Here is a 25,118-nt window from a genome sequence, read left to right as displayed (position 1 = left end):
CTGTCAGCCCACGATGATGCCGCTCAGGCCCATTCGCCCTGCCGCATCACCGGAACCCGCGAGCCATCAGGCTTGAGGCCGTCGATATCAACCTTATCGGAGCCGATCATCCAGTCGATATGGATCAGGCTGGAATTACCGCCCTGCGCCTTGATCTGCTCCTGGCTCAGTGTCGCGCCATCGAGGAAGCATTTGGAATAGCACTGGCCGAGCGCGATGTGGCACGAGGCGTTTTCGTCGAACAGCGTGTTGTAGAACAGGATGCCGCTGGCCGAGATCGGCGAGGAATGCGGCACGAGCGCCACTTCGCCGAGCCGGCGTGCGCCCTCGTCGGTATCGAGCACCTTTTTCAAGACCTCTTCACCACGCGAGGCCCTGGCTTCGACGATGCGCCCGCCCTCGAAACGCACCTGGATATTGTCGATCAGCGTGCCCTGGTGGGAAAGCGGCTTGGTGCTCGACACATGGCCTTCGACGCGCAGCGCATGCGGCGTGGTGAAGACTTCCTCGGTCGGGATATTCGGATTGCAGGTAATACCGTTCTTGGCGGTGGACGCGCCGCCATGCCATTCATGCCCGTCGGCAAGGCCGACCGTCAGGTCGGTGCCCGGTCCCTTGAAATGCAGCGAGGCGAAACGCTCGCCGTTCAGCCGGGCGGAGCGCTTGGCGAGATTGGCATTGTGTTCGGTCCAGGCGGCGACGGGATCGCTGACATCGACGCGCGAGGCGGCAAAGATCGCCTTGGCGAGCTTGGCGATCGCAATCGGTTCCGGATCGTCGGGGAAGACCACCTTGGCCCAGGACGGGTTGGGATAGGAGACGATGTTCCAGTTGATGTCGAAATTGGAGATTTTTTCCAGCGCCGGCTTATAGGCGGTGGAGTTGGCGCGATTGGCGCGGCCGACCTTGCCGGCATCCTGCTCGGATAGCAGCATCGGATTGTCGCCGGCGACCGCGAGGCGGGCCGCCCCGTTGGCATAGGCCTTGGCCATGCCCTCGTAGAGCCAGCCGGAGGCGCGGTCGAAGCTCTCGTCGCTGCCATATTGATAGCGCGCCAGTGTCGTCTCCTCGTCGGAGTAGAAGGCGGAGACCAGCCCGGCGCCGGCCTGATAGGCGTGCTTGGTGATCAGGCGAACCAGCGGCAGCGCCACGACAGGCGCGGTGATCACCAGATCCTGACCTTTCTGCAGTTGCAGCCCGACCTTGATGGCGACTTCCGCAAGCTTTTCCAGCTTGACGGGATCAACGGTGTTCTGGCTCTGGGGCATGAAAGTCATGGTTCAACCTGCCTTCTGTCATCGACGGTGGGAGGCTGGAAGACTTAGACCCGTTTGCGGCGAAAATGAAGCGTATTGCCGCCGAATTGCAAGCGGCCGGATATATGTCCGGCCGCCGGACGCGCTTCAGGCGGCGGCAGCTTGCCGGAGCAGGATCGAGTTATGCTTTTCGAGGAATTCCATCAGCCGCTGCGGGTAGTCCGCGCCGACGGCGGCCCTGACGCTCGCCCGCTCGGAGAGCGCCTTGCGCCAGCGCGCCACCCGCTCGAGCCCTTTGAAAATGCCGCTGTCGCCGAGCGTGTCGAAGAGATCGAAATACCGAAAGACCGGCGCGAAGACGGCGTCGACGAGGCTGAAGTCGTTGCCGGCGAAATAAGGCCGATCGGTCAGCACACCCTCGAGCGTCGCGAATTTGGCGATGAGCGCCTTGCGCTTGGCCTCCAGCGGGTCCGCATCCTGTGCCGTCTCATAACCCCAGAGATCGGAAAGTACGGACGAGCCGAATTCCATCCAGCCGCGATGGCGGGCACGCGTCAGCGCGTCTTTGGGATGCAGCGCGACGCCCGGCTGCGTTTCCTCCAGATATTCGCAGATGACGCTGCTTTCGAACAGCACCGCCTCGCTGCCATCCTCTTCCTCGATCCGCAGCAGCGGCACCTTGCCGAGCGGCGAGATCTGCAGGAACCAGTCCGGCTTGTTGGCAAGATCGATGTTGATGCGCTCGAAGGGCGCGCCCTTTTCGAGAAGCGCGATCGCGGCGCGCTGTACATAGGGGCAGAGATGATGGCTGACGAGGGTAAGTTTGCTCATGACGGTCTCCATGCGGCGATGATAGATGTAATTGCATCTAGTATCGCTTGCGGCGGAATTCAAGATAGATGTAATTGCATTTATGTCCGAAAAAACGTCGAATCCGAGCGAAGCGGTCACCTCTGCCTGGACGAGCATCATGCGCGCCCGCGAACGGGTGCTCGCTGCCATCGAAGCCGATCTGAAAGCGGCCGGCATGCCGCCGCTTGCCTGGTATGACGTGCTTTGGGAATTGACGCGCGCGGAAGATGGCAAGCTGCGCCCCTACGAGATCGAAGAGCGGACATTGCTGGCGCAGTATAATCTTTCGCGGCTGATCGATCGGTTGGAAAAAGAGGGGCTGGTCCGGCGCGAGGCCTTCGCTGAGGATGGGCGCGGCCGTTGGGTGGTGATGTCAGATGCCGGCCGAAAACTTCGCGAGCGCATGTGGACCGTCTATGCCAGATCGATCGAGACCCATGTCGGCTGCAAGCTTGCCGACAACGAGGCGAAGACGATCGTCGGCCTGCTCGACCGCTTCCTCTAGATTCAATAGCAAGAGCATGATGCAACCGCTTACACTTTTCGGCATCATGCTCCGATCAGGCAATCAGCGGCGCGGCGACCGCTTTCAGCACCTTCAACGCAGCCTTCGGATCGAGCCGCACCTGCAGCCCGCGCTGCCCACCATTGATATAGACCAGCGGTTCGGCAAGGGCGGCCTCCTCGATCGCCGTCGGTACGGTCTTCTTCTGGCCGAACGGGCTGATGCCGCCGACATGATAGCCCGTCAGCCGCTCGGCATCGGCAGGCTTCATCATGTTGGCCGATTTGCCGTGAAAGGCGCTGGCAAGCTTCTTCATGCTGACCTCGCGGTCCGACGGCACGACGACGCAGACCGGTTTGCCGTCCACTTCCGCCATCAGCGTCTTCAGCACCCGATGCGGCGCCTCGCCGAGCGCTTCGGCCGCCTGCAGCCCGACACGCTCAGCATTGGGGTCGTAGTCATAGGCATGAATGGTGAAGGCGACGCCCGCCTGCGAAAGAAGCTGTGTCGCGCGCGTGGTCTTGGACATCTCTTTCCCTCGTGAGCTCAGCAGGCCGCCTGTCAGCCTCCGAGCATACCGGCGTAAATCTCCGGCTTGAAGCCGATCAGCAGCTTGCCCTTCGCCTCCAGCACCGGCCGCTTGATCATCGACGGCTGGTCGAGCATCAGCTGGATTGCTTTCTCCCGGGTGAGGTTCTCGCGGTCGGCATCGGGCAGTTTGCGGAAGGTGGTGCCGGCGCGGTTGAGCACGGTGTCGAGGCCGGCTTCGTCGATCCAGGCTTCGAGATGGGCGCGGTCGATACCCAGCGCCTTGTAATCGTGAAAATCATAGGCGACGCTGTGTTCTTCCAGCCAGCTGCGGGCCTTCTTCATCGTGTCGCAATTCTTGATGCCATAGATGGTGACGGCCATGCCCGATCGATCTCCCTGTGATGCCAGCGAGATAACATGCACGAAGGCCGGCGCAAACGCCGTGCGACGTTTTATCCCCGAACGCGTCGACAATCGCAGCAGGACAAAACCGGTCTCGTTCAATTCTCCAGCGTACCGGCCTTGCGGGAGGCCTTGCTGGGTTCGTCGCAGGCGATCTTCATCAGGTCGCCGCGCCGCCGCGCCAGCCGGTCGGAGGTTCGGGTCAGGATCAGCCCGTCTTGCGGCGCGGTGAGCTCGATGCTGCCGCCCGGCTGTCCCGGCCGGGTGACGATCGTCACTAGGCGGTCGCCTTCCGCAATCTTCTCGCCGATATCGCGATGGAAAAGCACGGCGCCGCCTTCCGGAGTGCGAATAATCTCGACATTATCGAGCGGCACGGCCGGACCGGAAAATGGCGTTGCCGCTGGCTTCCCGTCACTGACGATCCCCCGTGTCGCGAGGAAGTGCCAGAGCCCGTCGGCATCCTTTTTCGCCAGCACCGGATCGACATCGCGCTTGCCGCGCAGCTCGACAGTGACGGAGAGTTTGCCGGGCAGCCGGGATTGGCGCTCGCCGGGAACTTCATATTTCCATGCAAAGCCGACGGCCTCCTCGAAGGCCGAGCTTTCGCCGTCCGAAAGCAACACGGCCTCCATGTCGAGTGAAGCGGCGAGATCGGCCGCCTCCGGCCAGAAGGCCCCGTCGATATAGGCATATTGCAGGGATTCGTCGTCGCAATGCAGGTCGAGCACGAGATCGGCCCCGAGCGCCATGTGCAGCAGCTGCCGCTTCAACCTGTCGGTAGCCGGGTAATCATCGAGGTCTTCGATCAGCGCCGCGCGATCCGCAACGGAGATCAATGGGAAATCCCGGTTGAAATTGGTGCGCGAGCCCAAGTCGAAACGGCCCTGCAAATCGCCGAAATGCGATTGCGCCGCACCGATCGGATTGGCCTGCGGCACGATGGTGATATCGCCGGCGATCTCGCCCTTGCTTTCCGCCTGCCGCAGCCTCTCGCAGAGGAAATGCAAGAGCACTGTTCCCGGCAGCTCGCCGGCATGCAGGGCCGCCTGGATATAGGTCTTCGGCGCCTTCGGATCTCCGCCCGTAAAGCGCAGCACCGGCAACCGCCACTCCGTTCCCGGCGTATCTCCAGGGATGATGATCTCCGAAACGTCCATGCTGATTTCGCTCCCCGTGCAACACCTGAACGAGCTTTATGCGCAGAAGCTAGGCAAGCGCAAGCCGTGGCCAAGCGCATCAGCGGCACGGCCTTGCGGTCGGAGAGAAGCGGCTGAAGTGGACGTTCGACCGACATTCCAGCATCGCGATCTTTCCGGGAAGCCCGGCGCGCGCAAGAAACGGGTTGAAACAGCGGCCGTCTCATACGATTTTGTGGGTCATCGCAAACGCGGAGCCTTTGTCATGGCTGAGACAATGCAMCACTATCTCATCTTCGAAACCGCGGGCGGTTTCTGCGGCATCGCCTGGAGCGATGCCGGCATCACCCGTTTCCAGCTGCCGACCAAATCAGCGGAAGCGACCGAACGGCTGCTGTTGCGCCGCCTGCCGGATGCCGAATCCGGCGCACCGACGCCTGCTGTGCTCGAGACGGTCGCTGCGGTGAAGCGCTACTTCCAGGGCGAGGAGACGGATTTTTCCGGCGTCGAACTCGATCTTGCCGGCCAGGATGCCTTCTTCCGGGATATTTATGCGGCGGCACGGCGTGTCGGCTGGGGCCGCACGACCACTTACGGCGCGCTGGCGAAGGAGCTCGGCGTCGGGCCGGAAGCCGCCCGCGACGTCGGTCAGGCGATGGCGAAGAACCCGGTCGCTTTGATCATCCCCTGCCACCGGGTGCTGGCCGCCGGCGGCAAGATCGGCGGCTTCTCCGCTCCCGGCGGTTCGTCCTCGAAAGCCCGCATGCTGGAACTCGAAGGCGTCAACCTTGCGCCGCCGCCGCCTGCCCAGCAGTCGCTGGGTTTCTAGAGCAGTTCAGCAAAACCGCTCTAGACTTTTGCTGGAATTGCTTTGGCAAAATCTCGGCGGATCAATGCGGGCTGGCTGTCGGCCGGATGATGATCTCGCTGACATCGACATCATCAGGCTGGCTGACGGCGTAGAGGATCGAATTGGCGATGGCCTCGGGGCTGATCGTGATCGCCCTGAACGCCTTCATGGCATCCCGCGCCGTCGGATCGGTGATCGTCTCGGCCAGTTCCGATGTCGTCGTGCCGGGGGAGATGACGGTCACCCGGATGCGATCGGTTTCCTGCCGCAGCCCGTCCGAGATCGCCCGCACTGCGAATTTCGTCGCGCAATAGACCGCGGCGGTCGGAGAGACGCTGTGGCCGCCGATCGAAGACAGGTTGATGATCTGCCCCGATCCCTGCGCCTTCATGATCGGAAGGGCCGCCGCGATGCCGTAGAGAACGCCTTTGATATTGACGTCGACCATCCGGTCCCACTCGTCGACCTTGAGGGCGTCTAGCGGCGAGAGCGGCATGACCCCGGCATTGTTGACGATAACGTCCAGCCGGCCGAATTCGGACTTGGCAAAGCCTGCGAAGGCTTCCACATCCGCCCGGTCGGTGACGTCAAGCTTTTGCAGGCGCACCGACCCACCCTTTGCCGCGATGTCGGCGGCGAGTTCCTCCAGGCGCTCGGTGCGGCGCGCGCCAATCAGGACATGGGCGCCTGCGGCAGCCAGCACCTTTGCCGCAGCCTCTCCGATACCGCTGCTGGCTCCGGTGATGGCAATGACTTTTCCTTTGATATCAGACATTTCAAGCTCCATTTGCACGCCGCTCGCCTGGCGATACGGCTGAGGGTTTTCTTGGGGTTTAGCTTGGGAAATCGGCGCTGAGCGTCGTCTCCGCCCAGGCTTCGAAATTTGCGCTCAGCGCATCGAGCCGTTCGCGGGCGATCTTCAGGGCAGGTGCACCGAGCAGTAGGCGCAGCGGCGGCTCGTCCGCCTCGAACGCTGATATGATTGCTGTCGCGGCTCGCACCGGATCGCCCGGCTGGTTGCCGGAGACCGAGCGGGTGACCTGGCGCCGCTTGCCGGATGTCTCGGCATAGTCGTCGATGATCGTACTGGATTCGACCATCGACCGGCCGGCCCAATCCGTGCGGAAGGCGCCCGGTTCGAGGATCGTCACATCGATGCCAAGCGATTTGACCTCATGCGAAAGGGATTCCGACAAGCCTTCGACCGCGAATTTGGTGGCGTGGTAGTAGCCGGTTGCAGCAAAAGCGACGAGCCCGCCGAGCGAAGAGACGTTGAAGATATGTCCTTGCCGGCGTGAGCGCATGCCCGGCAGAACTTGCTTGGTGACAGCGATCAAACCGAACACATTGGTTTCGAACTGAGCGCGTATCTCGGCATCGTCGCCCTCTTCGATCGCCGAGAGGTAGCCGTAGCCGGCATTGTTGACGAGGACGTCGATCACGCCGAAATGCGTTTCCGCGTCATGAACCGCGCCGGCGATGGAGTTGCTGTCCGTCACATCGAGTGCAAGGGCAAGCGCGCGGTCACCGTGCTCTGCCGTGAGATCTGCCAGGGTCTCGGGTCTGCGCGCCGTCATGGCGGCGCGCCAGCCACGGGCGAGGACCGCTTCGGCGAGTGCCCGGCCGAGGCCGGACGATGCGCCGGTGATGAACCAGATGGGTGTTGGGGAAGACATGATCGTCATCCTTTCCGGCCGGCAAACCCGGCCTTATCCTTGGTGATGTTGCCTTTCAGGCGGCACGTCACTTGCGGCGAAGCACCATGCCGCCATGATGGAGGGTATTGCCGTCGACGAAATCGCCGTCGGCCGTAAAGCCCGTGTCATCCCAGTATTCGATGTGCCTTCCGATGACTTCGTAGCGGCCGCGATAGGCGCTTTCCCGGTTTCCGCGGGCTTCGTCGTAACGGCCATTCGGCAAAAGTTCGTGGCGGACGCGGCCATCATCCGTAACCCACATGCCGACATAGGGGTGTTGCTGCATTCTGTTCTCGCTTGTTTGTTGCTGCTGATCTCGGTCGTTCACGGCATGGGTGGCGGACGAACTGGTCGCCGTGCCAGCCAGGGTGACCGCCGTGAAAAACTGCAGAACCGGGCTGAAAATCCTTCGCATTGCCTTGCCTTTCGAAGAAGATCTGCCGATGCGTGGGTCTTGGCGCTGATCTCGACTTGAAAGATAGCGTGCCCATCCGCGGCGATTAAGTTGCCAATCGAGGATGCCTTGGTTAGAAATACTAACCAATGGTCGATGATCTCGAAGGCATTTCAGTTTTTCTTGCGGTGGCCGAGGCGCGGAACTTCCGCCTTGCTGGCGAGCGGCTTGGCGTCACCCGCTCCGCCGTCAGCCAGGCCCTGCAGCGCCTGGAGGATCGGGTTGGCGTAGCCCTGGTCCAGCGCACGACGCGCAGCGTCAGCCTGACCGAAGCCGGCGAAGTGTTCTTCGACGCGGTTCGTCCATCGGTCCGGCAGGTCAAGGATGCAATGCAGACGGTGCGAGAAATGCAGGCGCGCCCGAGCGGCCTGCTGCGGATCACCGTTTCCTCGATCGCCGAGAACTTCCTGTCCGGCACGTTACTGGCCGGTTTCATGGAAGCTTGCCCCGACATCAAACTCGATATCACCATCACCGATGACGAATTCGATATCGTCGAGGCCGGTTTCGACGCCGGTGTCCGGCTGGGCGAAGTGATCGAGCAGGACATGATCGCGATTTCAGTCTCCGAAGAGCAGCGACAATGCGCGGTCGCATCCCGCAGCTATCTTGAGCGCCGCGGCCATCCCCGCCATCCCCGCGACCTGCAGGATCATGCCTGCATCGGATGGCGGCCACGCCCGGATACGGCGCCTTATCGCTGGGAGTTCACCGAGAACAATCGCGACTTCGACGTCTCCGTCGATCCCGTCGTCACGACCAACGACATGGGAATGATGATCCGCATGGCCTGCGCGGGAGCAGGCATCACCTTCGGCATGGCGGAAACCTTCCAATCCTATATCGAACGCGGGGAGCTCGTGCCGCTGCTGGAGGATTTCTGCCCGCCATTCCCGGGCTTCTATCTCTACTACCCCAGGCGCCAGAGACAGCCGCTGAAGCTGCGCGCATTGGTCGATTATGTCCGCAGATTTGACGGGCACTAGAGTTGCGATCTTCGATCGCAAGGTGCAACGCCTGAGATGGCGGAGGTTAAGATACTGCCGCCTCGCCGGCGAGCGCCTGGGTTGCCTTAGACTGAGGACGCAGAAGCAAATAGAATGCGAAGACGTGGGTGATCATCAGCAAGGGCACGTAAATGATCGGGATCGCGTATGCGGCGCCCAATTCCTCCGCCCGCGCCGGCAGGCCGGCCTGGATCGCGTGATAGTAGTCGAGCACGAGGTCGCCCATTCCCACGAGATTGAAGGCGACGACGAACAGCCAGAAGACCGGACGCATGCGGATCGTGACGAGCGCCAACATGGCGAGCAGCCCGGCCGCGAGGTCGCCATAGGCAGCGAAGGTGGCGAAGCTGGCGGGCAGGTTGGGACCGACGACGCCGGGCAGAATGAAGATGAGCCCGAAGAAGCGGAAGCTGTGCAGAGTGGCGATGGCGCGGTGCGCCTTCACCCTGTCCATCGATTTGAGCCAGGGCAGAATATACGCGCCGAAGCAAAGCAGCCACGCGACATAGCCGAGCACGAGATGGGTTTGAAAGATGGAATCCGTCGACATCGGGGCACTCCTGATTTGTGGGGTCCAGATGTACGGCCGCTTCCCGCGATCGACTATTGGCGATAATATCGATGCGGTATGAAGCAGAACTTCACAGTCAGGCAAGGCGCGCTCGACGGCGTTGAGGCGTTTCTGAGCGTTGCCCATCACCGTAGTTTTCGCAGAGCAGCCGCGGAACTCGGGGTGACCCCCTCGGCAGTCAGCCAGGCCGTACGCGCTCTTGAGGAGCGTGTCGGCGCAGTACTCTTCATCCGCACGACGCGCAGTGTCGGTCTGACTGAAGCCGGCGAGCGGTTCCTCGCGCGCGCAAAGCCCGCTTTCGAGGAACTGGTCGCCGCAAGCGCGGTTGCGCGTGAGCTCGGCCAGAGACCGGCTGGACTGTTGCGGCTCACCGTGCCGCCGTCAGTGGTGCTGATCTGTTGGAGCCACTGATTGCATCCTTCTGCCAGGCCTTTCCCGAGATCGAGGTGGAGGTCGCCGCGAATGAGGAACTGGTCGATATCGCGGCCGAAGGATTTGACGCCGGTATCCGGCTCGGCCAGTTCATCGCAGTCGACATGGTCGCGGTCCGGCTGACGCCGTCTTTCCCGCTGGTGGTCGTCGGCAGCCCCGAATATCTGCACCGGAGAGGGCGGCCCGAGCGTATCGACGAGCTGCGTCAACATGCCTGCATCCGCATGCGCCGCTCGAACGGCTCAATCGCGCCGTGGTCGTTTGTCAGCAGCAAAAAGCCGATCGAGGCTGTTGTCTCCGGGCCGCTGATCGCCCACGACTTTCCCACCATGCTGGGAGCCGCCGTCGAAGATATGGGGCTTGCGCAAGTGCCGGAGCCAATCGCCGCCGGACCAGTGAGGGCGGGAAAACTCGTCCGCGTCCTGGAGGCGTTCGCACCGATGGCGCCGGGTGTGTTCCTCTACTATCCCAGCCGTCATCAGGTGATGCCAAAGCTGCGGGCCTTCATCGATCACGTGAAAAGCCGGGCCGACGCTGCCGACAAAACCCGAATTCACATCGATGACAAGCAAACACCAGCCACGAAAATGCGCTGAGGTGGGACGCGCGGAATTCCATTGAGTTCGAACACCTGAATGACGCTCAAGATTGCCCATCACACGCGGTTTTGCTATTCCCGATCCTCAAGGGATCGGTGGTGGCAAGTCTACCGATCATGGCTCCAGTCTCACGGCCTGGTAGCCCGAGCCCCACGATCATCCATCCTGTTGTCGGAGAACATATGCTCGACGAGGTCTTTCCCATTCCGACCAGGGCCTTGATCCGCCAGGGCGGGCGGGCCTGTTTTTTTCGTCTCGTCAATACGCGCCCCCTGTTGATACAGGTGCAATCGGGAACGAAGATCGTCATGGCAGATGACAAGGCTTTGCGCCTCGAGGCGGGCGCCTACGGCTTGCTGCCCGACTATCGACCGTTGACGATGGAGAATATTCCCAAGGCGCCGCAGAACTATCAGACCCTGGCGCTTCCTGTTCCGCGACAGCTCTTCGAGGAAGCCTATACCAGGATGGGGTCGATTGCCGTTCCATCGAGGCCTGTCCCGGCAGGCACTTCGCAGCTGCCAGAGGAAGCAGCGGCATTGTTTGACTATTGCTGTCAGCCCGGCAATCTGACGAGGCTTCCCGGCGCCATTGCCAAGGCTCGTTTGATGGAGCTGATCACCTGGTTTGCGCTCTGCGGAGCGGTGTTAGGCCAATGCCAAAGCCCTCGGCTCGAGGACCGGCTGCGGCAGATGATCGAAAGTGATACGGCCTTTGATTGGACGCTGGGGCAAGCGGCGCGCGCGTTCAACATGAGCGAAGCGACGCTGAGGCGTAAGCTGGCCGCCGAGAATACCGGCTTCAGTGAGATCTTGAGCGATACAAGGATGAATCGCGCCTTGGGTCTCATTCAAACCACAACCCTGCCGATGGCGCAGGTCGCGCTTGAGGTCGGTTACGATTCCCCGTCGCAATTCGCGGCGCGGTTCAAAGAGCGGTTTGGCGTCAATCCACGCCATGTGCGGGGCGGCTCTGAGCGTTTTGAGCGGATCGGGGCAGAAGTTGAGCATAGCGGGGCAGATGCACTTGCTCGGTGACGATAGTTTTCCTGCATTATCAACCGCAGGAAAACAGAATGCGTTTTATCACAGCAGTACTTCTCGCCACATCCGTCTTTGGCGCGACGGCCGCACAGGCCGAAATGAAGCTCACCTCGAAGGATTTGACCGCCGGCAAGGCCATGGCCGATGCACAGGTCTTCAACAGCTTCGGCTGCGCCGGCAAGAACATCTCGCCGGAACTGACCTGGTCGGGTGCTCCCGAGGCGACCAAGAGCTTCGCCATCATGGCTTACGATCCGGATGCTCCGACCGGCTCGGGCTGGTGGCATTGGTCGGTGTTCAACATTCCCGCAAATGCCTCGGAGATCGCCACCGGCGCCAGCGGTGACAAAAAGCTTCCCGCAGGCACTGTCGAAGGTCACACCGATTTTGGTACATCCGGCTATGGCGGCGCATGCCCGCCGGCCGGCGATGCGCCGCACCATTACCAGTTCACCGTCTATGCGCTTTCGGTCGACAAGCTTCCGCTTCCTGATACTGCGCCGGGCGCCATGGTTGGCTTCTATGTCAGGGCAAATACGCTCGACAAGGCCTCCGTCGAGGTCACCTACGGCCGCTGAAGCAGGCCGTGATCGAAGTCGTCATCTGTCCATGACAAAAGTCCGGCCGAGGTAATAGAACCTCGGCCGGCCGTCTCCCGTGCGGGCTTATTCGGTCCGCAACCTTAGACCGTCATTGCTTCCCAGCAAATCAATGGACCGTCTTCGGCATCGATACGCTCGCCGGCGCGAATGAATCCATTGCGTTCAAGGACACGCTGTGACGCAATGTTCGCAACCCCGGTCTCTGCGGAGATCAGAGCCACGCGAGGGTCGCTCCGCCCCCACTCCAGCAACTGGCCTATGGCCCGCGCGGTGCATCCACGGCCCTGGCGCGAAGGCGCAATCCCATAGCCGATATGGATGTTTCCATCTTGTGGAACTCGAACGATGGAGCAGAGGCCGACGATCTCGCCATCCTCCACGATCATCCAGGCCGACGGCGAGAATTCAGCGCCTATGTCAGTCGCGAGGCGGTTCAACATCTCCAGTACTTCAGGAGGCGCAATGGTGCTGTCTTGGACAAGGCGCAGATGACGTGGCGCGATGCCCTTCAGCAGCGCTTCAAAATCATGAGACGTTAGTTCGATAATCATAGTCTTCTCGACACTAGACATGCGCCAGCATTGGGCGCGCTAAGGCCGAGCGATAGAATGGAGGATTAGCTCTCGGTCACGATGCCGAGCGCCATCATCCTTACCGCCGCAGCCGGTGAGTTCTGGATCGTTACGACGGCAAACAAAGGCATTCTCCTCTAAGATGGAAAAGCGAAAACAGTGCCGGGCGAGGATCGCAAGACGCTCCGATCGGGCGGCACCGGCTGATCCATGCCAAACCGCAAGATCGGTCGGGCGCTGGTTGCCGGAGGAATCTAGTTTGAGCTGCCACGGAGACCAAGGCGAATGACCGCAGCGCTTCGGAATTATCATGAGCGGATGCAGCGAGTGCTGGATTATGTCGACCGGCACCTCGATGACGATCTCGATCTTGACCTTCTGAGCGGTGTCGCGGCTTTCTCGAAGTTTCATTTCCACCGGCAGTTTACGGCGACCTTCGGATTATCAGTGCATCGCTATATCAGGCTTGCCCGCATGAAGCGCGCTTCATACCGGCTGGCTTACAGGGACGAAGAACGCGTCACTGACATAGCGATGGATGCCGGTTACGACGCACCGGATGCCTTCGCCCGCGCCTTTCGGCAACGGTTCGGGCAGTCGCCTTCGTCGTTCCGGAAGTCTCCTGACTGGGAGCCGTGGCTTGCCGCCTTCGGGCCTCTCGACAACGCAAGGAGCAAGCTCATGCAGAAGACTTTTACCACTGACGACGTGAACATTCGCAATGTGCCCACCACGCCGGTGGCGATTATGGAACACCGGGGCGACCCGGCGATGCTCGGCGCCACCATCCAGCGGTTCATCGCCTGGCGCAAGGCCGCTGGCTTGCATCCCAAGACAAGTCCGACCTTCAATGTCTGGCGTTCCGAGCGGCGTCCTCAGTCGCCTGCCGATTATAGCGTGGACCTTTGTGTCGGGACCGATCAACCGATTGAGGCGAACGGCAAAGAGATCAAAGCCGGCGAGATCCCTGGCGGACGCTGCGCGGTGCTGCGTGTCGTCGGCAACACCGACAATCTGGAGCCCGCCGCGCTCTACCTTTATCGCGACTGGCTTCCGGCCAGCGGCGAGGAAGCACGCGATTTCCCGATCTATTGCCAGCGGCTGAGCTTCTTCCCCGAGGTGCCGGAGCATGAGGCGGTGGCGGAACTGTTCCTGCCGCTGAAATAGCGCCCTCTGGCGGCGGCCTGTCCATTCTGATCGCCGGAAGCGGACAGGCTGTTGTCCACCACATCAGGTTGCGGATTTATGCGCACTTCAAAAACCAATTGCGATATAAAACCAGTTGAGCTAACTTACAACCGATTGCATAATGCAATCAGACATGCGGATATGCTGTTTAAGGAAAGGAAGTGAGTATGGCTAAGCTTGTGTTCGGAATGAACCAGTCCCTGGACGGCTACGTCGATCATATGGCGTTTGGGCCAAGCCCCACACTCTTCCGCCACTTCATCGAGGAGGCTCAGCGGCAGGCGGGCAGTGTGTATGGTCGCCGGATGTATGAGGTCATGCGTTATTGGGACGACGAACATCCTGAATGGGACGCAGAGCGACAGGCCTTCGCGGCAGCGTGGCGGAACCAGCCGAAATGGGTCGTCTCGCGCTCGTTGACGTCGGTCGGTCCCAACGCCAGGCTTGTTGGGGAAGATCTTGAGGCCGCGATCCGCAAGCTGAAGGCGGAACGCGACGGGGAGATCGAAGTTGCCGGCCCCAATTTGGCGCAAAGCCTCACCGAACTTGGCCTGATCGACGAGTATCGAATCTACCTGCACCCCGTCGTGCTCGGTCACGGCAAGCCATATTTCGCCGGACCCCGGCCGCCGCTCCGCCTGATGGCTCATGACCGGATTGGCGAGGATGTGATCAGGTTGACCTACGTTCCGGCCTGATCGGGCGACTCGCCAGATGAAAATCGCAGCTTGGCTTCCGACCGGATTACGGCAGGCGTCGCCGGCGACCTGCCGGGCGTCAGTCGGGCGATATGGACAGCCCCGCGAGAAGCGGAGCATACGCGGCGAGCCTGCGGGATACGAACTCCGTGAAGAGCCGGACGCGCTTCGTCTTGCGTGTCTCCCCCTGCGTCAGAAGCCAGAGCGTTCCATGCATGTGCAGGTCGGTGCCCGGCACCCTCACCAATAGGGGGTCGGCATCTCCGACGAAGCACGGCAGTGTCGTCATCCCGAGCCCTTGCCGTACTGCGACGATCTGCGCCTCGCCGTCCGTGGTCCTGAACGGAACCCCTGTGGTGCGAACATCACCCTCGCGGACCCAATCCGGAATTCCATGAATGCTTATGACGATCCACCGGATGGGATCCAACGCGCCCGCACGCCATGCGGCCAGTCGATCGCGAGACATGTAGACGCCGCTGAAGAGCTCCGGTCCCTTCAGGCCGTGAAGATTGAGCGGCAGGGTTTTGCGGTCGTAAACGACGCGGATCGCCACGTCGGCCTCTCGGTTGGTCAGATTTGCCAGCTCGCCGGACGAGATGATTTCCATCTCGATATCGGGATGCAGAAGCGCGAAATCGGCGAGATCCGGCATGAGCAGATGTGTCGCAAGGGTTGGAGCCAACGTCACCCGCAGAAGCCCGCGCACGCTCTGGTCGCGACCGAAGACGCGCGTCTCCAGCTGGTGCGACGACGCTTCCATCTGGTTCGCGAGCTCGAGGACCTCCTCGCCCGCAGCCGTCAGGCGGTAGCCCGAAGGCAGCTTTTCGAACATCTGCGCCCCGAGGCGTTCCTCGAGCTGAGCGATGCGTCGCAGCACGGTCGAATGATACATCCCGAGGCCCTCGGCGGCAGCCCGCACTGAGCCTCCGCGCGCCACGGCAAGAAAGTAGCGAATGTCATCCCAGTCGATCATGGTGCAATCCAGCACCGCGCGGTGCGCCTTCCAAAGCCCGTATCCAACGCGTCGTACAGCAGTACGGGCTGTCATCATAGCTTATGTCGACGAGCGCGGCTCAATTCCGAACGACAGACACCGATCGTCGCGGCTGGCGCCAGACGTCCAGGCGGATCGATTTTGCACCACCGATGTGCGCGCTTCCGCACTCAACGCCTGACTCCGGCGGACCTATTTGAGGGTCTCGGGGGCGTCCCCGAACGATCAAAGGCGGAGCCTGGAAGGAGAAGTCATGGGAAAGCTTGAGGGTAAGGTTGCAGTCATCACGGGTGGATCGAGCGGCATGGCGCTGGCGAGCGCCAAGCGGTTCGTTGAAGAAGGCGCCTATGTTTTCATCACGGGCCGGAGGCAGGAGGCGCTCGACGAGGCCGTCAAGTTGATTGGCCGGAACGTGACCGGCGTGCGCGGCGACGCGGCCAATCTCAACGACCTCGACCGTCTGTTCGACACGGTCAAGCGGGAAAAGGGCAGCATCGACGTCCTGTACGCGAGCGCCGGCATGGGCGAAGCCGTCCCACTGGGCGAGATTACCGAGCAGCATTTCGATGCGGCCTTCAACCTGAATACGCGCGGCACGCTGTTTACGGTTCAGAAGGCGCTGCCGCTGTTCAACGATGGCGGATCGATCTTCATGACCGGGTCAGTTGCTTCGGTGAAAGGTTTTCCTGGCTACGGCGTGTATTCGGCGAGCAAGGCGGCGTTGCGCTCATTCGCACGCACTTGGCTCAACGAACTCAAGGGCAGGAATATCCGGGTGAACGTGCTGAGCCCGGGGCCGATCGCCACACCGATGCAGGACCAAGTTCTCACCGAGGATGCGAAGCGGATGTTCGAATCTCTGATCCCGCGGGGAAAGATGGGTCGTCCTGAGGAAATCGCGGCGGTCGCGCTGTTTCTTGCTTCAGACGATTCGAGCTTCGTGAATGGGGTGGAGCTGTCTGTCGACGGCGGCTTCTCGGCCATCTGAATTCGCGCCGGATCGCCGGAACTGGCTGACCCGTCCGGCCGTGCGGAATTCGTTCACGGCAGGACGTCTCCGCGAAGGTCGCCACACAGTGGAACGGATAACCCAGCGCCGTTGACGGCCGGGGAATTAATAGCAACACGGATTGGAGAAGCATTATGAGCTATGCGATTGTAGGGTTCGGTAAGATAGGCCAGGCCCTCGCCCACGCCTTCGCCCGTAAGAACATCAAGGTGGCCGTCGCGAGCCGCCGGCCGCCCGAGGCGTTGGCGYCGCAGGCTCGGGCGATTGGCCCCACGGTCGTCGCCAAGTCGCTGCGGGATGCGCTCGAGGCCGACACAATCATCTTGGCGGTCCCGTTTGAGGAGCATCGCGAGGTTGCGAAGGCTCTGCCGAGCTGGAAAGGCAAGACGGTCATCGACGCGATGAACGCGTTGGTTCCCCTTGAGGAGCTGGACGGTCTCCCGTCCTCCGCCTTCGCAGCGAAGTCGTTCACCGGCGCCAAGTTCGTGAAAGGGTTCAATCACCTGATTGCCGCCACCCTGGCTGCCGACCCGGTCGTCGAGGGCGGCCACCGGGTCGTCTTTCTGTCGAGCGACGACGAGGACGCGATCGCTCCCGTGGCGGATTTGGCCAAACAGCTCGGGTTCGCACCCGTCAAGCTGGGAAAGCTCAACGAGGGTGGCGCGCTGGTGCACGCACGCGGCCGCACTTGGGGCCAGCTCATCTTCCAGGATTTGTTCAAGAAGGAGCAGTAATCGATCTAAGGCCGTGTGATTTGGCCCGAGAAGTACGATGGCCTAGGATTCGCTCGAGTGTCCTCTGCCATCCGATACTACCCCACGGTACTCCGCGTCACTCCCACTCGATTGTGCCCGGCGGCTTCGACGTAACATCGTAGACCACGCGGTTGATGCCGCGCACCTCGTTGATGATGCGGGTCGCGGCGCGGCCGAGGAACTCCATGTCGTAGTGGTAGAAGTCCGCCGTCATGCCGTCGACGGAGGTGACAGCGCGCAGCGCGCAGACGAATTCATAGGTGCGCCCGTCGCCCATGACGCCGACCGTCTGGACTGGCAGCAGCACGGCAAAAGCCTGCCAGATAGCGTCGTAGAGGCCGGCCTTGCGGATTTCGTCGAGATAGATCGCATCGGCCTCGCGCAGGATCTCCAGCTTTTCGCGGGTGATGCCGCCGGGGCAGCGGATGGCCAGGCCGGGGCCGGGGAAGGGGTGGCGGCCGATGAAGCTGTCGGGCAGGCCAAGCTCGCGGCCGAGCGCGCGCACCTCGTCCTTGAAGAGCTCGCGCAGCGGCTCGACGAGCTGCATCTTCATGCGCTCCGGCAGGCCGCCGACATTGTGGTGCGATTTGATCGTCACCGACGGGCCGCCGGTGAAGGAAACGCTTTCGATGACGTCGGGATAGAGCGTACCTTGGCCGAGGAAATCGGCGCCGCCGAGCTTCTTGGCCTCTTCCTCGAAGGTCTCGATGAACAGCCGGCCGATGATCTTGCGCTTGGTTTCCGGGTCGCTGACGCCTTCGAGTTCGCCGATGAAGCGGTCGGAAGCATCGACGTGCAGCAGATGCAGATTGTAGTGCTCGCGGAACATGGCGACGACGCCCGCCGCCTCGTCCTTGCGCATCAGCCCGTGGTCGACGAGGATGCAGGTCAGCTGGTCGCCGACGGCCTCGTGGATCAAGAGCGCTGCGACGGAACTGTCGACGCCGCCTGAAAGCGCGCAGATGACGCGCTTGTCGCCCACCTGCGCGCGGATCTGCTCGACCGCCTTCTGGCGATAGGCCGACATCGACCAGTCACCCTTGATGCCGGCAATGTTGTGAATGAAGTTGCCGATCAGCTTGGCGCCATCCGGCGTATGCACGACTTCCGGGTGGAACTGCACGCCGTAATATTTGCGCTTCTCGTCGGCAATGAAGGCGTAGGGCGCGTTGGAGGAGGTGGCGACCACCTCGAAACCATCCGGCAGCGCGGTGACGCGGTCGCCATGGCTCATCCAGACCTGATGGCGCGAGCCGGAGGACCACAGGCCCTCGAACAGCTGGCAGTCCCTGTCGACCTCGAGGAAGGCGCGGCCGAATTCGCGGTGATGGCCGCTCTCGACCTTGCCGCCGAGCTGCATGCACATCGTCTGCTGGCCGTAGCAGATGCCGAAGACTGGCAGGCCGCTGTCGAAGATGATCTGAGGCGCTCGCGGCGATCCCTCGTCCACCGTGGAAGCCGGGCTGCCGGACAGGATCACGGCCTTCGGCTGCAGGCGGTTGAAGCCCTCTTCGGCCGATTGGAAGGGAACGATCTCGCAATAGACGCCAGCCTCGCGCACGCGACGTGCGATGAGCTGGGTCACCTGGCTGCCGAAATCGACGATGAGAACGGAGTCGGGATGTGCTGTCTGGGTCATGGCGAGGCTTTAATGAAAAGCGCTTCGCCTGGCAATGCGGGAAATCGGCGGTATCGGGTTTTTATTGTTCCAATTGTCCCGCATTCAAGGGCTCAGAACCAGAATACCCCGTCCTCCAGTGCGGTGAACAGGCTGTCGACGCCGTAAGAGAGCTTGCGGTCGACGATGTGCAGATATTCGGTCCAGCCCGAAATATGCTGCAGCTCGACGGCGCCGTCGGAAATGCCGCGAAGGCCGATCAGCGGCAGCTTGTAGCCCTGGCAGGCGCGCAGCACCGCATAGGTCTCCATGTCGACCATGTCGGCGTCGATGCCGGTATAGGCGGCGCCCGAAATGATGTTGCCGCCGGTGGAAAGACTTGCTTCGGCAATGCCGGGAATGCGCAGCGGCAGTTCGAGCGTTGCGGGCAGGTCGAGAAAGGGTGTCTTGCCCTTTTCGAAGCCGAGCGGCGAGGCGTCCATGTCGCGGTAGGAAACCGAGGTCACCTGATAGACTTCGGTCTGCTCCAGTTTCGCGGAGCCGGCCGAACCGAGGGACACGACGAGATCGGGCAGTTCGTCGACTGCATCCAGCCGCGCCAATGTCTTGCTCAGCGCGATGGCTGCCTCGACCGGGCCGACCCCGGTCATCAAAGGTTCGATGCGCGAACGCAGGAAGGGACCGTATTCGGCCTCCGCCGCCATGACGAAAAGGATGGATTTCCCCGCGACCGATTTCAGTTCGAACTTCATCCCGTAATGCCCTCTCTACCGCGGATCACCATCATCGTTCCGGTCATGGAGGCGATGAGTTTGGCCGGCCCGTCGCTGATCGCGTAGCCTCGTCCGTCGGCGACGATGATGGTGGAGCCGGGTTTGGTGATTTCCCCGCGAAACAGGAAACGATCGCCACGCCCCGGCGACATGAGATTGACCTTGAACTCGATCGTCAGGATCGAGGCTTCCGGGTCAATGACGCTGTAGGCGGCAAAGCCGCAGGCCGAATCGAGCGCTGCGGAAATGATGCCCGCATGCAGGATGCCGTGCTGCTGTGTCAGCTTGACGTCGAAGGGAAGCTCGATCTCGACGACGCCGTGCTCGACGCGCGTCAGCTCCGCGCCGATCGTTTCCATCGCCGCCTGGCGCGCAAAATTGCGGCGGATTCGCGCGCGGAAATCGCCCCTGTCAGTCTCGCTCATGTCTGCCCCTCTTGCAGCCGCGAAAGTGGCATGGCGCGCCGCATTCGACAAGCTGGACATTGCTGAAATCGGTCCGGGCGGCGATGGAAACCCGGGACCGTGTCGCCGGGGCAACCTTTCACCTTTGCGCCGCCGCGCAAGCCGGTAGCTGGCCAGTACCGTTGGATTGTGGCGATCCGATGCGAAGACGATTGCAGCTTCGCGCGGTGCGCGTATTCTCCGCACCGGGTCGCGAATGATGGAGCGCCGGCATGACGACGATATCGCAATCGGTCCGGAATTTCGAGACCTGGCTGGCCGGCGAACTCGGCGACGATCTCGTCAAGGACGATCTCCGGGAGAAGCACGAGAAGATGCGAAGCGACGATTTCGTCTTCCTGCGCGCCACCTATTGGCGCTGGTGCGAGATCATCCTCGATATCTGCCCGGAACTTACAGGCGCGCCTGAGGTGCTGGCGATCGGCGATACGCATCTGGAGAATTTCGGCACCTGGCGCGACATCGAGGGCCGGCTCGTCTGGGGCGTCAATGATTTCGACGACGCGGCGGTGATGCCCTATGCGCTGGATCTCGTTCGCCTTGCGGCAAGCGCCATCCTGGCGCGCGGCGACGACGGTCCCTCGGTTCGCATGATCGGCGAATTGATCTTGAGCGGCTATCGCAGGGGCCTTGAAAATCCGTTGCCCGTCATCCTCGAGCGCGACCACAAATGGCTGCGCAAGGCGCTGATGCTGCCGAATTCCGAACGCCGGGAATTCTGGGAGAAATACGAACTGTTGCTTCCCGGCAGCAAGCCGCCGCCATCAGCCTATATCAAGGCGCTCGCCGCCGCGCTGCCGTCCGGGGCAGGGCCCTTCGTGCCGAAGCCGCGCAGCGGCGGCACCGGCAGCCTTGGCCGGCCGCGTTTCGTCGCCTATGCCGAATGGCAGGGTGGGCCGGTGCTGCGCGAGGCGAAGGCGCTGCTGCCGTCCGTCTGGTCGCTTCGCCACAGGCCGCAGGACGTGGCGATCCATGCGGACGAGATCGCCAATGGACGGGCGCGCTCAGCCGATCCTCACTACCGGGTCTCCGGTCGTATCCTCGTGCGCCGGCTCTCGCCGAACAGCTGCAAGATTGAAATCGACCGGCATCCCGAGATCTTGCTTTCGCCGACGATGCTGGAACTGATGGGCTTCGAGATCGCCAATTGCCATTCCGACGATGCGGCGGCGGTTGCAGCGATCCTGAAGGACTTGGCGGTGCGGGGAAACGAATGGCTGCACGAGGCGGCAAGGGCCGCGGCATCGAGCGTCAGCGCCGAGCAGAAAGCCTATTCCCGCGCCGGCTAAAGCAATTCCAGCAAAAGTGTGCAGCGGTTTTGCGTCCGGAATTGCGCCTCTCTGATTTAGATCCGCACGATGTGCTGATCCCAGGCGACGTCGCTGCGGGTCGACAGGAAATCGCCATCATAGGAGGAAACGGCAAAGCCGCCTCTTGCCGGCGCGATGCCCGCCGCATCGGGAACGACGGTCTCGGCCAGCACCTTGCCCGACTTTGCGTCAAGGGTCACCGAGGCGCCGCCCTTCGGTGAGGTGATGCCGACAAGACCTTCGCTGCGATTGACGGCGATCGCCCCGACGTAATTGGCAAGCCTGCGCGTCGTCTCCTCCGGCAGGTCGATGAAGGAGAGATCTTCACCCTTGGCGAAATGGCCGACGAGCGGCGGCAAATCCTTGCGGTGGCCTTCATACTGGCAGGCGAACCAGATGCGGCCCTCGCCGTCGAGATCGACGTGGCGGGTGGAGAGTTCTGCCCATTCCGCCGGCAGCACATGTTTTTCGACCAGCGCCCCGGTTGTCGCATCGATCAGCGCCAGCGATGGCTGCATCTCGCCGAGATTGAGCTTGGTGCGGCCGAAATCCGGATGCGTCTCGATGCCGCCATTGGCGACGATGAGAAGGCGTCCGTCCTCGGAAACGGTTATGTCGTGCGGACCGATGCCGTAGGTCTCGAATTCGCCGATGCGGGCGAAGCGGTCGGTGGCGTCGTAGAGGCCGATCATGCCGCGATTACCGTCGAAGTCGTTCTCGCTGGCGTAGAGCAAACGACCATCGGGAGAGAAGGCGCCGTGGCCGTAAAAATGCCGGTCCTCCCTGGAGTTGATGACAACAGGCTCGCTTTTGTTCCAGGGATCGAAGATCATCGCATAGGTGCCGGGCCGGCGCGCGAAGGCGACAGTCTTGCCGGTGCTGGCGCTGAAGGCCATGCCGTGAGCGCGGGCGGGAAGCGCCACATGATCGACGATCTCGCCACGCTCGGTCACGGTCGCAATGGCAAAGGAGCCGTCGGCTGCACGAATGCCCGATGCATAGACCGCATCGGCCCGCTCCAGCGCCATCAGCGACCTCGGCGCCAAGGCCGCAAGGAAGCCAAGGCCGGCCGCCTTGACGAAGTTGCGTCGGTCGATCGCGGCACTTGGCATCATCGTCTCAGTCTCCGTCCGAAAAGGAAAAGCCGGCTGAAAGGCCGATGGCCGCGCCATATTCGTCGCTGATCCGGGTGATCAGGTCGCGGCTATCGGCAAGCAGCGTATCGAGCTTGGCCTTCTCCGCATCGCTTGTGGCGACATCGATGTCGGGATTGAGCTTCGGCACACTGTCGAGCAGCGATTTGAAGTCCTCGTCGATCGAGGCGGCAATCGGCTGCTTGTCCGGCGGCAGCAGCTCGGCCATGCCGGCCTTCTGCCAGAGCGTGCGAAGGCCCTCCAGATTGGCGGCCATCGATTTCCAGGTATTTTTGGAGCGCCAGTAGATCGCCATGCGCGGCCGTGGCGCGGTGTCCTTGCCCTTGTAGAACTGTTCCAGCCGCTGGTCGCGGACATTCTCAGCACCATGGACGAGAATGCCGAGCAGCGCCGTCACCGCTTCCTTGTTGTCCATGAAATCGTTGCTCTGCGGGCCTGGATGTTTCCAGCTCGCCTGCACGCCATCGGGCTTTTCCCAGGCGGCGACGACTTCGCCGGCCTCACGCTGGATATTGCCGGCGACCGCCTGGCCGTAAAGGCAGCGGAAACTGCCTTTCTGCCCGACGAGATCGTCGGAGCCATTGCCGTAAAGCACGTATTCCAGCGCCGTCAGGCCTTGCAACGCAACACTCTTGCCGGCGATCGCATCAACGGTCGCATCCTTCGGATCGGCCTTGGCGATCAGCGCCTGCACCTGCTTGAGGCCGACGCCCTTGCGGTCGGGATAAAACAGGATGTGCTCGAAGAGATTGTCTTGGATAACAGGTCCGGTCTGGACGATCTCGATGATCGACCAATAGCGGATCGTATCGTCGAAGGTGGACTTTGCTTTGTCGAGCGTCTGCTGCGTGCCGTCGGCGCAAAGATCCTTCATCGCCGTCGTCAGCCGGGCGGCCGATTGCTGCATGTTGCGATAGCCGGGACGGATCACGTCGTCGACGGCGCGCTGCATGACGGCGGGAACGGCATCCTCGTTCAGCCCTGCCGGGGGAGTGGCCGTCTGGGCGGTCGCTGATGTCGCGAGGCCGAGCAGAGTAAGGCAGAGCAGGGGGTGCCAAAGGCGCATCAAAGTGACTCCAGGAATGTAATCAGGGCCGCCCTGTCGTCGGTCGACAGGGAGGAGAAAGCGTTGCGGGCCTTTTCAGCTTCGCCGCCATGCCAGAGAATCGCCTCGGTGAGGCTCCGCGCACGGCCGTCATGCAGGAAAAAGCTGTGTCCGCTGACAGTCCGGGTCAGTCCTATACCCCATAGCGGCGGCGTGCGCCATTCACGTCCGCTTGCAAGGCCAACCTGTTGCCCGTCGGCAAGACCGTCGCCCATATCGTGCAGGAGAAAGTCGGAATAGGGCCAGATCAGCTGGAAGGATTGTGCCTTGTCCGGCGTATCCCGGCGGGTGACGAATTTCGGCACATGGCAGGAAATACAGCCCGTTTCGTAGAAGATCCGCTTGCCCCTCAGCGTCTCGGGGAAGCTTGCCTTGCGGCGCGAGGGAACCGCGAGATTTTCGGAATAGAAGGTCACGAGGTCGAGAATGGGACCCGGCGCTTCTTGCGCGCCCAGCCGTTTCTGCACCCCTGTCGGCATATCAAGGCATTTTTCTTCCGCCCTGGTGCAGTCGCCCTGCGCCTTCGGCTGATCGGGCGTCGAGATGCCGATATCATTGGCGAAGGCATCCGCACTCTGGTCGCGCACCGTAGCGTTCTGTGCCTTCCAGCCAAATCGTCCGAGCGCGATCTTGCCGCTGCGATGGTCGCGCACGATCGCCGCCTTCCCCGAAATGCCGTCGCCATCGGTATCGTCCGGATCGGCATGGGCGAGGATATCGGCTTCGGGAATGGCCTCGATCAGTCCGAGGCCGATCATCGCCGAGGCGACACGCGGCGAAATCGTCGTCGCGGGATCGAGCGGTCCATAAGCGGGATTGACAACCGCATAGCTCGGCCGGCGCAGCGACACGATCTCGCCGTCGCCGAGCGTCACCCTCTCTTCCTGGTAGCTGATCGCCATCTTTCCTTCGGCAGCAAGGCCGGGAACGGCGAGGTCCTGCAGCTGATGGCCGTAGGCCGGATCGGGAAAATTGACGACATCAGCCTGCACGATCGCCTTTTCTTCCTCCGGCGTCCCGGCCGCGCGGGAAAGCCGCAGCAACATCGAGGTGGCGCTCGGGCCTCCCTCCGGCGGTTTGCCGCGGCCGTCATTGACATGGCAGCTCATGCAGGAGCGGGCGTTGAAGAGCGGCCCGAGACCATCGGAGGCCTGCGTCGAGGAGGGAGCGGAAACCCAGAGCTTGCGGAAGAGCGCGTTGCCGAGCTTGAAATTCTGCTCTTCGTCGAAGGGGATGTTGGCCGAAATATGCGAGAAGCTGTCCTCGGTGACGGGGTCGATCGAGGTCGTCGCCCCTGCCTGCATCGCTTCGTATTGTTCTGCCTTGGAAAAATCCGCCGTTGGCCGGGTGACCTCGGCGACACGTTTCAGATCGGCCGCGGAAAGGTCGCTGCGTTTCGTCGGCAGATCGAAACCGGCGGCGATGCTGACGGAAAAACCGGCAAGCGTGGCGCAGAGCACTGCGCTGGCGATCAATCGGCGGGCCGGGGCATGCGACATTTCAGGGTCCGGGCCGCCTCGGCTTTCGAAGCGGCC

General features: G+C 62.2%; 27 protein-coding genes and 1 pseudogene. 11 read left to right on the top strand and 17 right to left on the bottom strand.

The features are described 5' to 3' along the window. Window positions 1–23 precede the first annotated feature (23 nt). Window positions 24–1,277 (bottom strand): aminopeptidase, encoded by a 1,254-nt coding sequence (locus AC1D1Z_RS00795; protein ID WP_477849174.1) that lies wholly within the window; start codon window positions 1,275–1,277, stop codon window positions 24–26. Between the two features lie 126 nt (window positions 1,278–1,403). Then, complete coding sequence (locus tag AC1D1Z_RS00790; RefSeq protein WP_131605444.1) at window positions 1,404–2,087, bottom strand: glutathione S-transferase family protein; 684 nt, start codon at window positions 2,085–2,087, stop codon at window positions 1,404–1,406. A gap of 82 nt (window positions 2,088–2,169) precedes the next feature. Here AC1D1Z_RS00790 and AC1D1Z_RS00785 point away from each other — a divergent pair, with 82 nt between their 5' ends. Further along, window positions 2,170–2,613 (top strand): MarR family winged helix-turn-helix transcriptional regulator, encoded by a 444-nt coding sequence (locus AC1D1Z_RS00785; RefSeq protein ID WP_131605445.1) that lies wholly within the window; start codon window positions 2,170–2,172, stop codon window positions 2,611–2,613. Between the two features lie 55 nt (window positions 2,614–2,668). Here AC1D1Z_RS00785 and ybaK read toward each other — a convergent pair whose 3' ends face one another. The 3 genes from ybaK to AC1D1Z_RS00770 form a co-directional block, all read right to left on the bottom strand. After that, window positions 2,669–3,142: a Cys-tRNA(Pro) deacylase gene (ybaK, locus tag AC1D1Z_RS00780; protein WP_018447914.1), complete on the bottom strand. Its 474-nt coding sequence runs from the start codon at window positions 3,140–3,142 to the stop codon at window positions 2,669–2,671. Between the two features lie 32 nt (window positions 3,143–3,174). After that, entirely contained in the window at window positions 3,175–3,525 is a 351-nt protein-coding gene (locus AC1D1Z_RS00775; RefSeq protein ID WP_026230908.1) for an ArsC family reductase, read from the bottom strand. Window positions 3,526–3,644: 119 nt separating this feature from the next. After that, window positions 3,645–4,706, bottom strand: a complete 1,062-nt coding sequence (locus tag AC1D1Z_RS00770; protein WP_131605446.1) for a succinylglutamate desuccinylase/aspartoacylase family protein — start codon at window positions 4,704–4,706, stop codon at window positions 3,645–3,647. A gap of 244 nt (window positions 4,707–4,950) precedes the next feature. Between AC1D1Z_RS00770 and AC1D1Z_RS00765 the strand changes: the two genes are divergently transcribed. Next, entirely contained in the window at window positions 4,951–5,514 is a 564-nt protein-coding gene (locus AC1D1Z_RS00765) for a methylated-DNA--[protein]-cysteine S-methyltransferase (RefSeq protein ID WP_477849170.1), read from the top strand. 61 nt (window positions 5,515–5,575) lie between these two features. Here AC1D1Z_RS00765 and AC1D1Z_RS00760 read toward each other — a convergent pair whose 3' ends face one another. From AC1D1Z_RS00760 to AC1D1Z_RS00750, 3 genes are read right to left on the bottom strand one after another with little or no spacing between them, the layout of a single operon-like run. Next, window positions 5,576–6,310, bottom strand: a complete 735-nt coding sequence (locus tag AC1D1Z_RS00760) for an SDR family oxidoreductase (protein WP_026230906.1) — start codon at window positions 6,308–6,310, stop codon at window positions 5,576–5,578. A 58-nt stretch (window positions 6,311–6,368) separates the two neighbouring features. Further along, window positions 6,369–7,220 (bottom strand): oxidoreductase, encoded by an 852-nt coding sequence (locus tag AC1D1Z_RS00755; RefSeq protein ID WP_018447909.1) that lies wholly within the window; start codon window positions 7,218–7,220, stop codon window positions 6,369–6,371. 58 nt (window positions 7,221–7,278) lie between these two features. Then, complete coding sequence (locus tag AC1D1Z_RS00750; protein WP_131605448.1) at window positions 7,279–7,647, bottom strand: Atu4866 domain-containing protein; 369 nt, start codon at window positions 7,645–7,647, stop codon at window positions 7,279–7,281. Window positions 7,648–7,775: 128 nt separating this feature from the next. Here AC1D1Z_RS00750 and AC1D1Z_RS00745 point away from each other — a divergent pair, with 128 nt between their 5' ends. Beyond that, a complete protein-coding gene (locus tag AC1D1Z_RS00745) occupies window positions 7,776–8,672 on the top strand; it encodes a LysR family transcriptional regulator (protein ID WP_131605449.1) in 897 nt (298 codons plus the stop codon). Between the two features lie 46 nt (window positions 8,673–8,718). Here AC1D1Z_RS00745 and AC1D1Z_RS00740 read toward each other — a convergent pair whose 3' ends face one another. Next, window positions 8,719–9,243, bottom strand: coding sequence for a hypothetical protein (locus AC1D1Z_RS00740; protein WP_131605450.1), 525 nt, complete (start codon window positions 9,241–9,243; stop codon window positions 8,719–8,721). Window positions 9,244–9,321: 78 nt separating this feature from the next. Here AC1D1Z_RS00740 and AC1D1Z_RS00735 point away from each other — a divergent pair. The 3 genes and pseudogenes from AC1D1Z_RS00735 to AC1D1Z_RS00725 all read left to right on the top strand — a co-directional run bounded on the left by AC1D1Z_RS00735 (window position 9,322) and on the right by AC1D1Z_RS00725 (window position 11,916). Further along, window positions 9,322–10,292: pseudogene (locus AC1D1Z_RS00735) on the top strand (LysR family transcriptional regulator). A 185-nt stretch (window positions 10,293–10,477) separates the two neighbouring features. Beyond that, entirely contained in the window at window positions 10,478–11,332 is an 855-nt protein-coding gene (locus tag AC1D1Z_RS00730) for a helix-turn-helix domain-containing protein (RefSeq protein WP_131605452.1), read from the top strand. Window positions 11,333–11,370: 38 nt separating this feature from the next. Next, window positions 11,371–11,916, top strand: a complete 546-nt coding sequence (locus tag AC1D1Z_RS00725) for a YbhB/YbcL family Raf kinase inhibitor-like protein (RefSeq protein WP_112905752.1) — start codon at window positions 11,371–11,373, stop codon at window positions 11,914–11,916. A 104-nt stretch (window positions 11,917–12,020) separates the two neighbouring features. On the opposite strand, the gene AC1D1Z_RS00720 is transcribed toward AC1D1Z_RS00725, so the two are convergent. Beyond that, window positions 12,021–12,512, bottom strand: a complete 492-nt coding sequence (locus tag AC1D1Z_RS00720) for a GNAT family N-acetyltransferase (RefSeq protein WP_128408414.1) — start codon at window positions 12,510–12,512, stop codon at window positions 12,021–12,023. Window positions 12,513–12,797: 285 nt separating this feature from the next. On the opposite strand from AC1D1Z_RS00720, the gene AC1D1Z_RS00715 reads away from it, so the two are divergent. Together AC1D1Z_RS00715 and AC1D1Z_RS00710 are read left to right on the top strand one after the other, a co-directional pair. Then, entirely contained in the window at window positions 12,798–13,679 is an 882-nt protein-coding gene (locus AC1D1Z_RS00715; RefSeq protein WP_131605453.1) for an AraC family transcriptional regulator, read from the top strand. 188 nt (window positions 13,680–13,867) lie between these two features. Beyond that, window positions 13,868–14,398, top strand: coding sequence for a dihydrofolate reductase family protein (locus AC1D1Z_RS00710; protein ID WP_131605454.1), 531 nt, complete (start codon window positions 13,868–13,870; stop codon window positions 14,396–14,398). A gap of 79 nt (window positions 14,399–14,477) precedes the next feature. Here AC1D1Z_RS00710 and AC1D1Z_RS00705 read toward each other — a convergent pair whose 3' ends face one another. Next, window positions 14,478–15,374: a LysR family transcriptional regulator gene (locus AC1D1Z_RS00705; RefSeq protein ID WP_131605455.1), complete on the bottom strand. Its 897-nt coding sequence runs from the start codon at window positions 15,372–15,374 to the stop codon at window positions 14,478–14,480. A gap of 274 nt (window positions 15,375–15,648) precedes the next feature. Here AC1D1Z_RS00705 and AC1D1Z_RS00700 point away from each other — a divergent pair, with 274 nt between their 5' ends. Beyond that, window positions 15,649–16,383, top strand: a complete 735-nt coding sequence (locus AC1D1Z_RS00700; protein WP_131605456.1) for an SDR family NAD(P)-dependent oxidoreductase — start codon at window positions 15,649–15,651, stop codon at window positions 16,381–16,383. 155 nt (window positions 16,384–16,538) lie between these two features. Next, window positions 16,539–17,138 carry an NADPH-dependent F420 reductase gene (locus tag AC1D1Z_RS00695; protein ID WP_477849164.1) on the top strand — a complete coding sequence of 200 codons (600 nt, stop codon included), beginning with the start codon at window positions 16,539–16,541 and terminating at the stop codon, window positions 17,136–17,138. A 97-nt stretch (window positions 17,139–17,235) separates the two neighbouring features. Here the strand turns inward: AC1D1Z_RS00695 and guaA are convergent, their stop codons facing one another. From guaA to AC1D1Z_RS00680, 3 genes are all read right to left on the bottom strand, one after another. Beyond that, on the bottom strand, window positions 17,236–18,798 hold the full coding sequence (gene guaA / locus AC1D1Z_RS00690) for a glutamine-hydrolyzing GMP synthase (protein WP_047617382.1): 1,563 nt from the start codon (window positions 18,796–18,798) through the stop codon (window positions 17,236–17,238). Window positions 18,799–18,890: 92 nt separating this feature from the next. Beyond that, window positions 18,891–19,529, bottom strand: coding sequence for a 5'-methylthioadenosine/S-adenosylhomocysteine nucleosidase (locus AC1D1Z_RS00685; RefSeq protein WP_018244421.1), 639 nt, complete (start codon window positions 19,527–19,529; stop codon window positions 18,891–18,893). Further along, window positions 19,526–19,975 (bottom strand): PaaI family thioesterase, encoded by a 450-nt coding sequence (locus AC1D1Z_RS00680; RefSeq protein WP_003544704.1) that lies wholly within the window; start codon window positions 19,973–19,975, stop codon window positions 19,526–19,528. Before AC1D1Z_RS00680 ends, AC1D1Z_RS00685 begins: the two co-directional genes overlap by 4 nt. Window positions 19,976–20,226: 251 nt before the next feature. Here AC1D1Z_RS00680 and AC1D1Z_RS00675 point away from each other — a divergent pair, with 251 nt between their 5' ends. Continuing rightward, a complete protein-coding gene (locus AC1D1Z_RS00675) occupies window positions 20,227–21,303 on the top strand; it encodes a DUF2252 family protein (RefSeq protein WP_131605458.1) in 1,077 nt (358 codons plus the stop codon). A 56-nt stretch (window positions 21,304–21,359) separates the two neighbouring features. Here AC1D1Z_RS00675 and AC1D1Z_RS00670 read toward each other — a convergent pair whose 3' ends face one another. The 3 genes from AC1D1Z_RS00670 to AC1D1Z_RS00660 are packed head-to-tail and all read right to left on the bottom strand — an operon-like array spanning window position 21,360 to window position 25,082. After that, window positions 21,360–22,439: a DUF1513 domain-containing protein gene (locus AC1D1Z_RS00670; protein WP_131605459.1), complete on the bottom strand. Its 1,080-nt coding sequence runs from the start codon at window positions 22,437–22,439 to the stop codon at window positions 21,360–21,362. Between the two features lie 4 nt (window positions 22,440–22,443). Then, complete coding sequence (locus tag AC1D1Z_RS00665; protein WP_131605460.1) at window positions 22,444–23,544, bottom strand: imelysin family protein; 1,101 nt, start codon at window positions 23,542–23,544, stop codon at window positions 22,444–22,446. Beyond that, window positions 23,544–25,082 (bottom strand): di-heme oxidoreductase family protein, encoded by a 1,539-nt coding sequence (locus AC1D1Z_RS00660; RefSeq protein ID WP_131605461.1) that lies wholly within the window; start codon window positions 25,080–25,082, stop codon window positions 23,544–23,546. Before AC1D1Z_RS00660 ends, AC1D1Z_RS00665 begins: the two co-directional genes overlap by 1 nt. Window positions 25,083–25,118: the final 36 nt, after the last annotated feature.

The organism is Rhizobium sp. P1_E1 (assembly GCF_056406015.1).
Note: the sequence above shows the minus strand (reverse complement) of the source record. Positions and strands in the feature narration are given on the sequence as shown.

What these genes read in the sequence shown, in the direction of transcription:
- ybaK (WP_018447914.1), bottom strand. Translation starts at nt 3,142, where the DNA reads ATGTCCAAGACCACGCGCGCGACACAGCTTCTTTCGCAGGCGGGCGTC.
- AC1D1Z_RS00710 (WP_131605454.1), top strand. Translation starts at nt 13,868, where the DNA reads ATGGCTAAGCTTGTGTTCGGAATGAACCAGTCCCTGGACGGCTACGTC.
- guaA (WP_047617382.1), bottom strand. Translation starts at nt 18,798, where the DNA reads ATGACCCAGACAGCACATCCCGACTCCGTTCTCATCGTCGATTTCGGC.
- AC1D1Z_RS00680 (WP_003544704.1), bottom strand. Translation starts at nt 19,975, where the DNA reads ATGAGCGAGACTGACAGGGGCGATTTCCGCGCGCGAATCCGCCGCAAT.
- AC1D1Z_RS00790 (WP_131605444.1), bottom strand. Translation starts at nt 2,087, where the DNA reads ATGAGCAAACTTACCCTCGTCAGCCATCATCTCTGCCCCTATGTACAG.
- AC1D1Z_RS00785 (WP_131605445.1), top strand. Translation starts at nt 2,170, where the DNA reads ATGTCCGAAAAAACGTCGAATCCGAGCGAAGCGGTCACCTCTGCCTGG.
- AC1D1Z_RS00670 (WP_131605459.1), bottom strand. Translation starts at nt 22,439, where the DNA reads ATGATGCCAAGTGCCGCGATCGACCGACGCAACTTCGTCAAGGCGGCC.
- AC1D1Z_RS00760 (WP_026230906.1), bottom strand. Translation starts at nt 6,310, where the DNA reads ATGTCTGATATCAAAGGAAAAGTCATTGCCATCACCGGAGCCAGCAGC.
- AC1D1Z_RS00660 (WP_131605461.1), bottom strand. Translation starts at nt 25,082, where the DNA reads ATGTCGCATGCCCCGGCCCGCCGATTGATCGCCAGCGCAGTGCTCTGC.
- AC1D1Z_RS00665 (WP_131605460.1), bottom strand. Translation starts at nt 23,544, where the DNA reads ATGCGCCTTTGGCACCCCCTGCTCTGCCTTACTCTGCTCGGCCTCGCG.
- AC1D1Z_RS00720 (WP_128408414.1), bottom strand. Translation starts at nt 12,512, where the DNA reads ATGTCTAGTGTCGAGAAGACTATGATTATCGAACTAACGTCTCATGAT.
- AC1D1Z_RS00715 (WP_131605453.1), top strand. Translation starts at nt 12,798, where the DNA reads ATGACCGCAGCGCTTCGGAATTATCATGAGCGGATGCAGCGAGTGCTG.
- AC1D1Z_RS00740 (WP_131605450.1), bottom strand. Translation starts at nt 9,243, where the DNA reads ATGTCGACGGATTCCATCTTTCAAACCCATCTCGTGCTCGGCTATGTC.
- AC1D1Z_RS00725 (WP_112905752.1), top strand. Translation starts at nt 11,371, where the DNA reads ATGCGTTTTATCACAGCAGTACTTCTCGCCACATCCGTCTTTGGCGCG.
- AC1D1Z_RS00745 (WP_131605449.1), top strand. Translation starts at nt 7,776, where the DNA reads ATGGTCGATGATCTCGAAGGCATTTCAGTTTTTCTTGCGGTGGCCGAG.
- AC1D1Z_RS00730 (WP_131605452.1), top strand. Translation starts at nt 10,478, where the DNA reads ATGCTCGACGAGGTCTTTCCCATTCCGACCAGGGCCTTGATCCGCCAG.
- AC1D1Z_RS00750 (WP_131605448.1), bottom strand. Translation starts at nt 7,647, where the DNA reads ATGCGAAGGATTTTCAGCCCGGTTCTGCAGTTTTTCACGGCGGTCACC.
- AC1D1Z_RS00705 (WP_131605455.1), bottom strand. Translation starts at nt 15,374, where the DNA reads ATGATCGACTGGGATGACATTCGCTACTTTCTTGCCGTGGCGCGCGGA.
- AC1D1Z_RS00770 (WP_131605446.1), bottom strand. Translation starts at nt 4,706, where the DNA reads ATGGACGTTTCGGAGATCATCATCCCTGGAGATACGCCGGGAACGGAG.
- AC1D1Z_RS00675 (WP_131605458.1), top strand. Translation starts at nt 20,227, where the DNA reads ATGACGACGATATCGCAATCGGTCCGGAATTTCGAGACCTGGCTGGCC.
- AC1D1Z_RS00775 (WP_026230908.1), bottom strand. Translation starts at nt 3,525, where the DNA reads ATGGCCGTCACCATCTATGGCATCAAGAATTGCGACACGATGAAGAAG.
- AC1D1Z_RS00700 (WP_131605456.1), top strand. Translation starts at nt 15,649, where the DNA reads ATGGGAAAGCTTGAGGGTAAGGTTGCAGTCATCACGGGTGGATCGAGC.
- AC1D1Z_RS00755 (WP_018447909.1), bottom strand. Translation starts at nt 7,220, where the DNA reads ATGACGATCATGTCTTCCCCAACACCCATCTGGTTCATCACCGGCGCA.
- AC1D1Z_RS00795 (WP_477849174.1), bottom strand. Translation starts at nt 1,277, where the DNA reads ATGACTTTCATGCCCCAGAGCCAGAACACCGTTGATCCCGTCAAGCTG.
- AC1D1Z_RS00685 (WP_018244421.1), bottom strand. Translation starts at nt 19,529, where the DNA reads ATGAAGTTCGAACTGAAATCGGTCGCGGGGAAATCCATCCTTTTCGTC.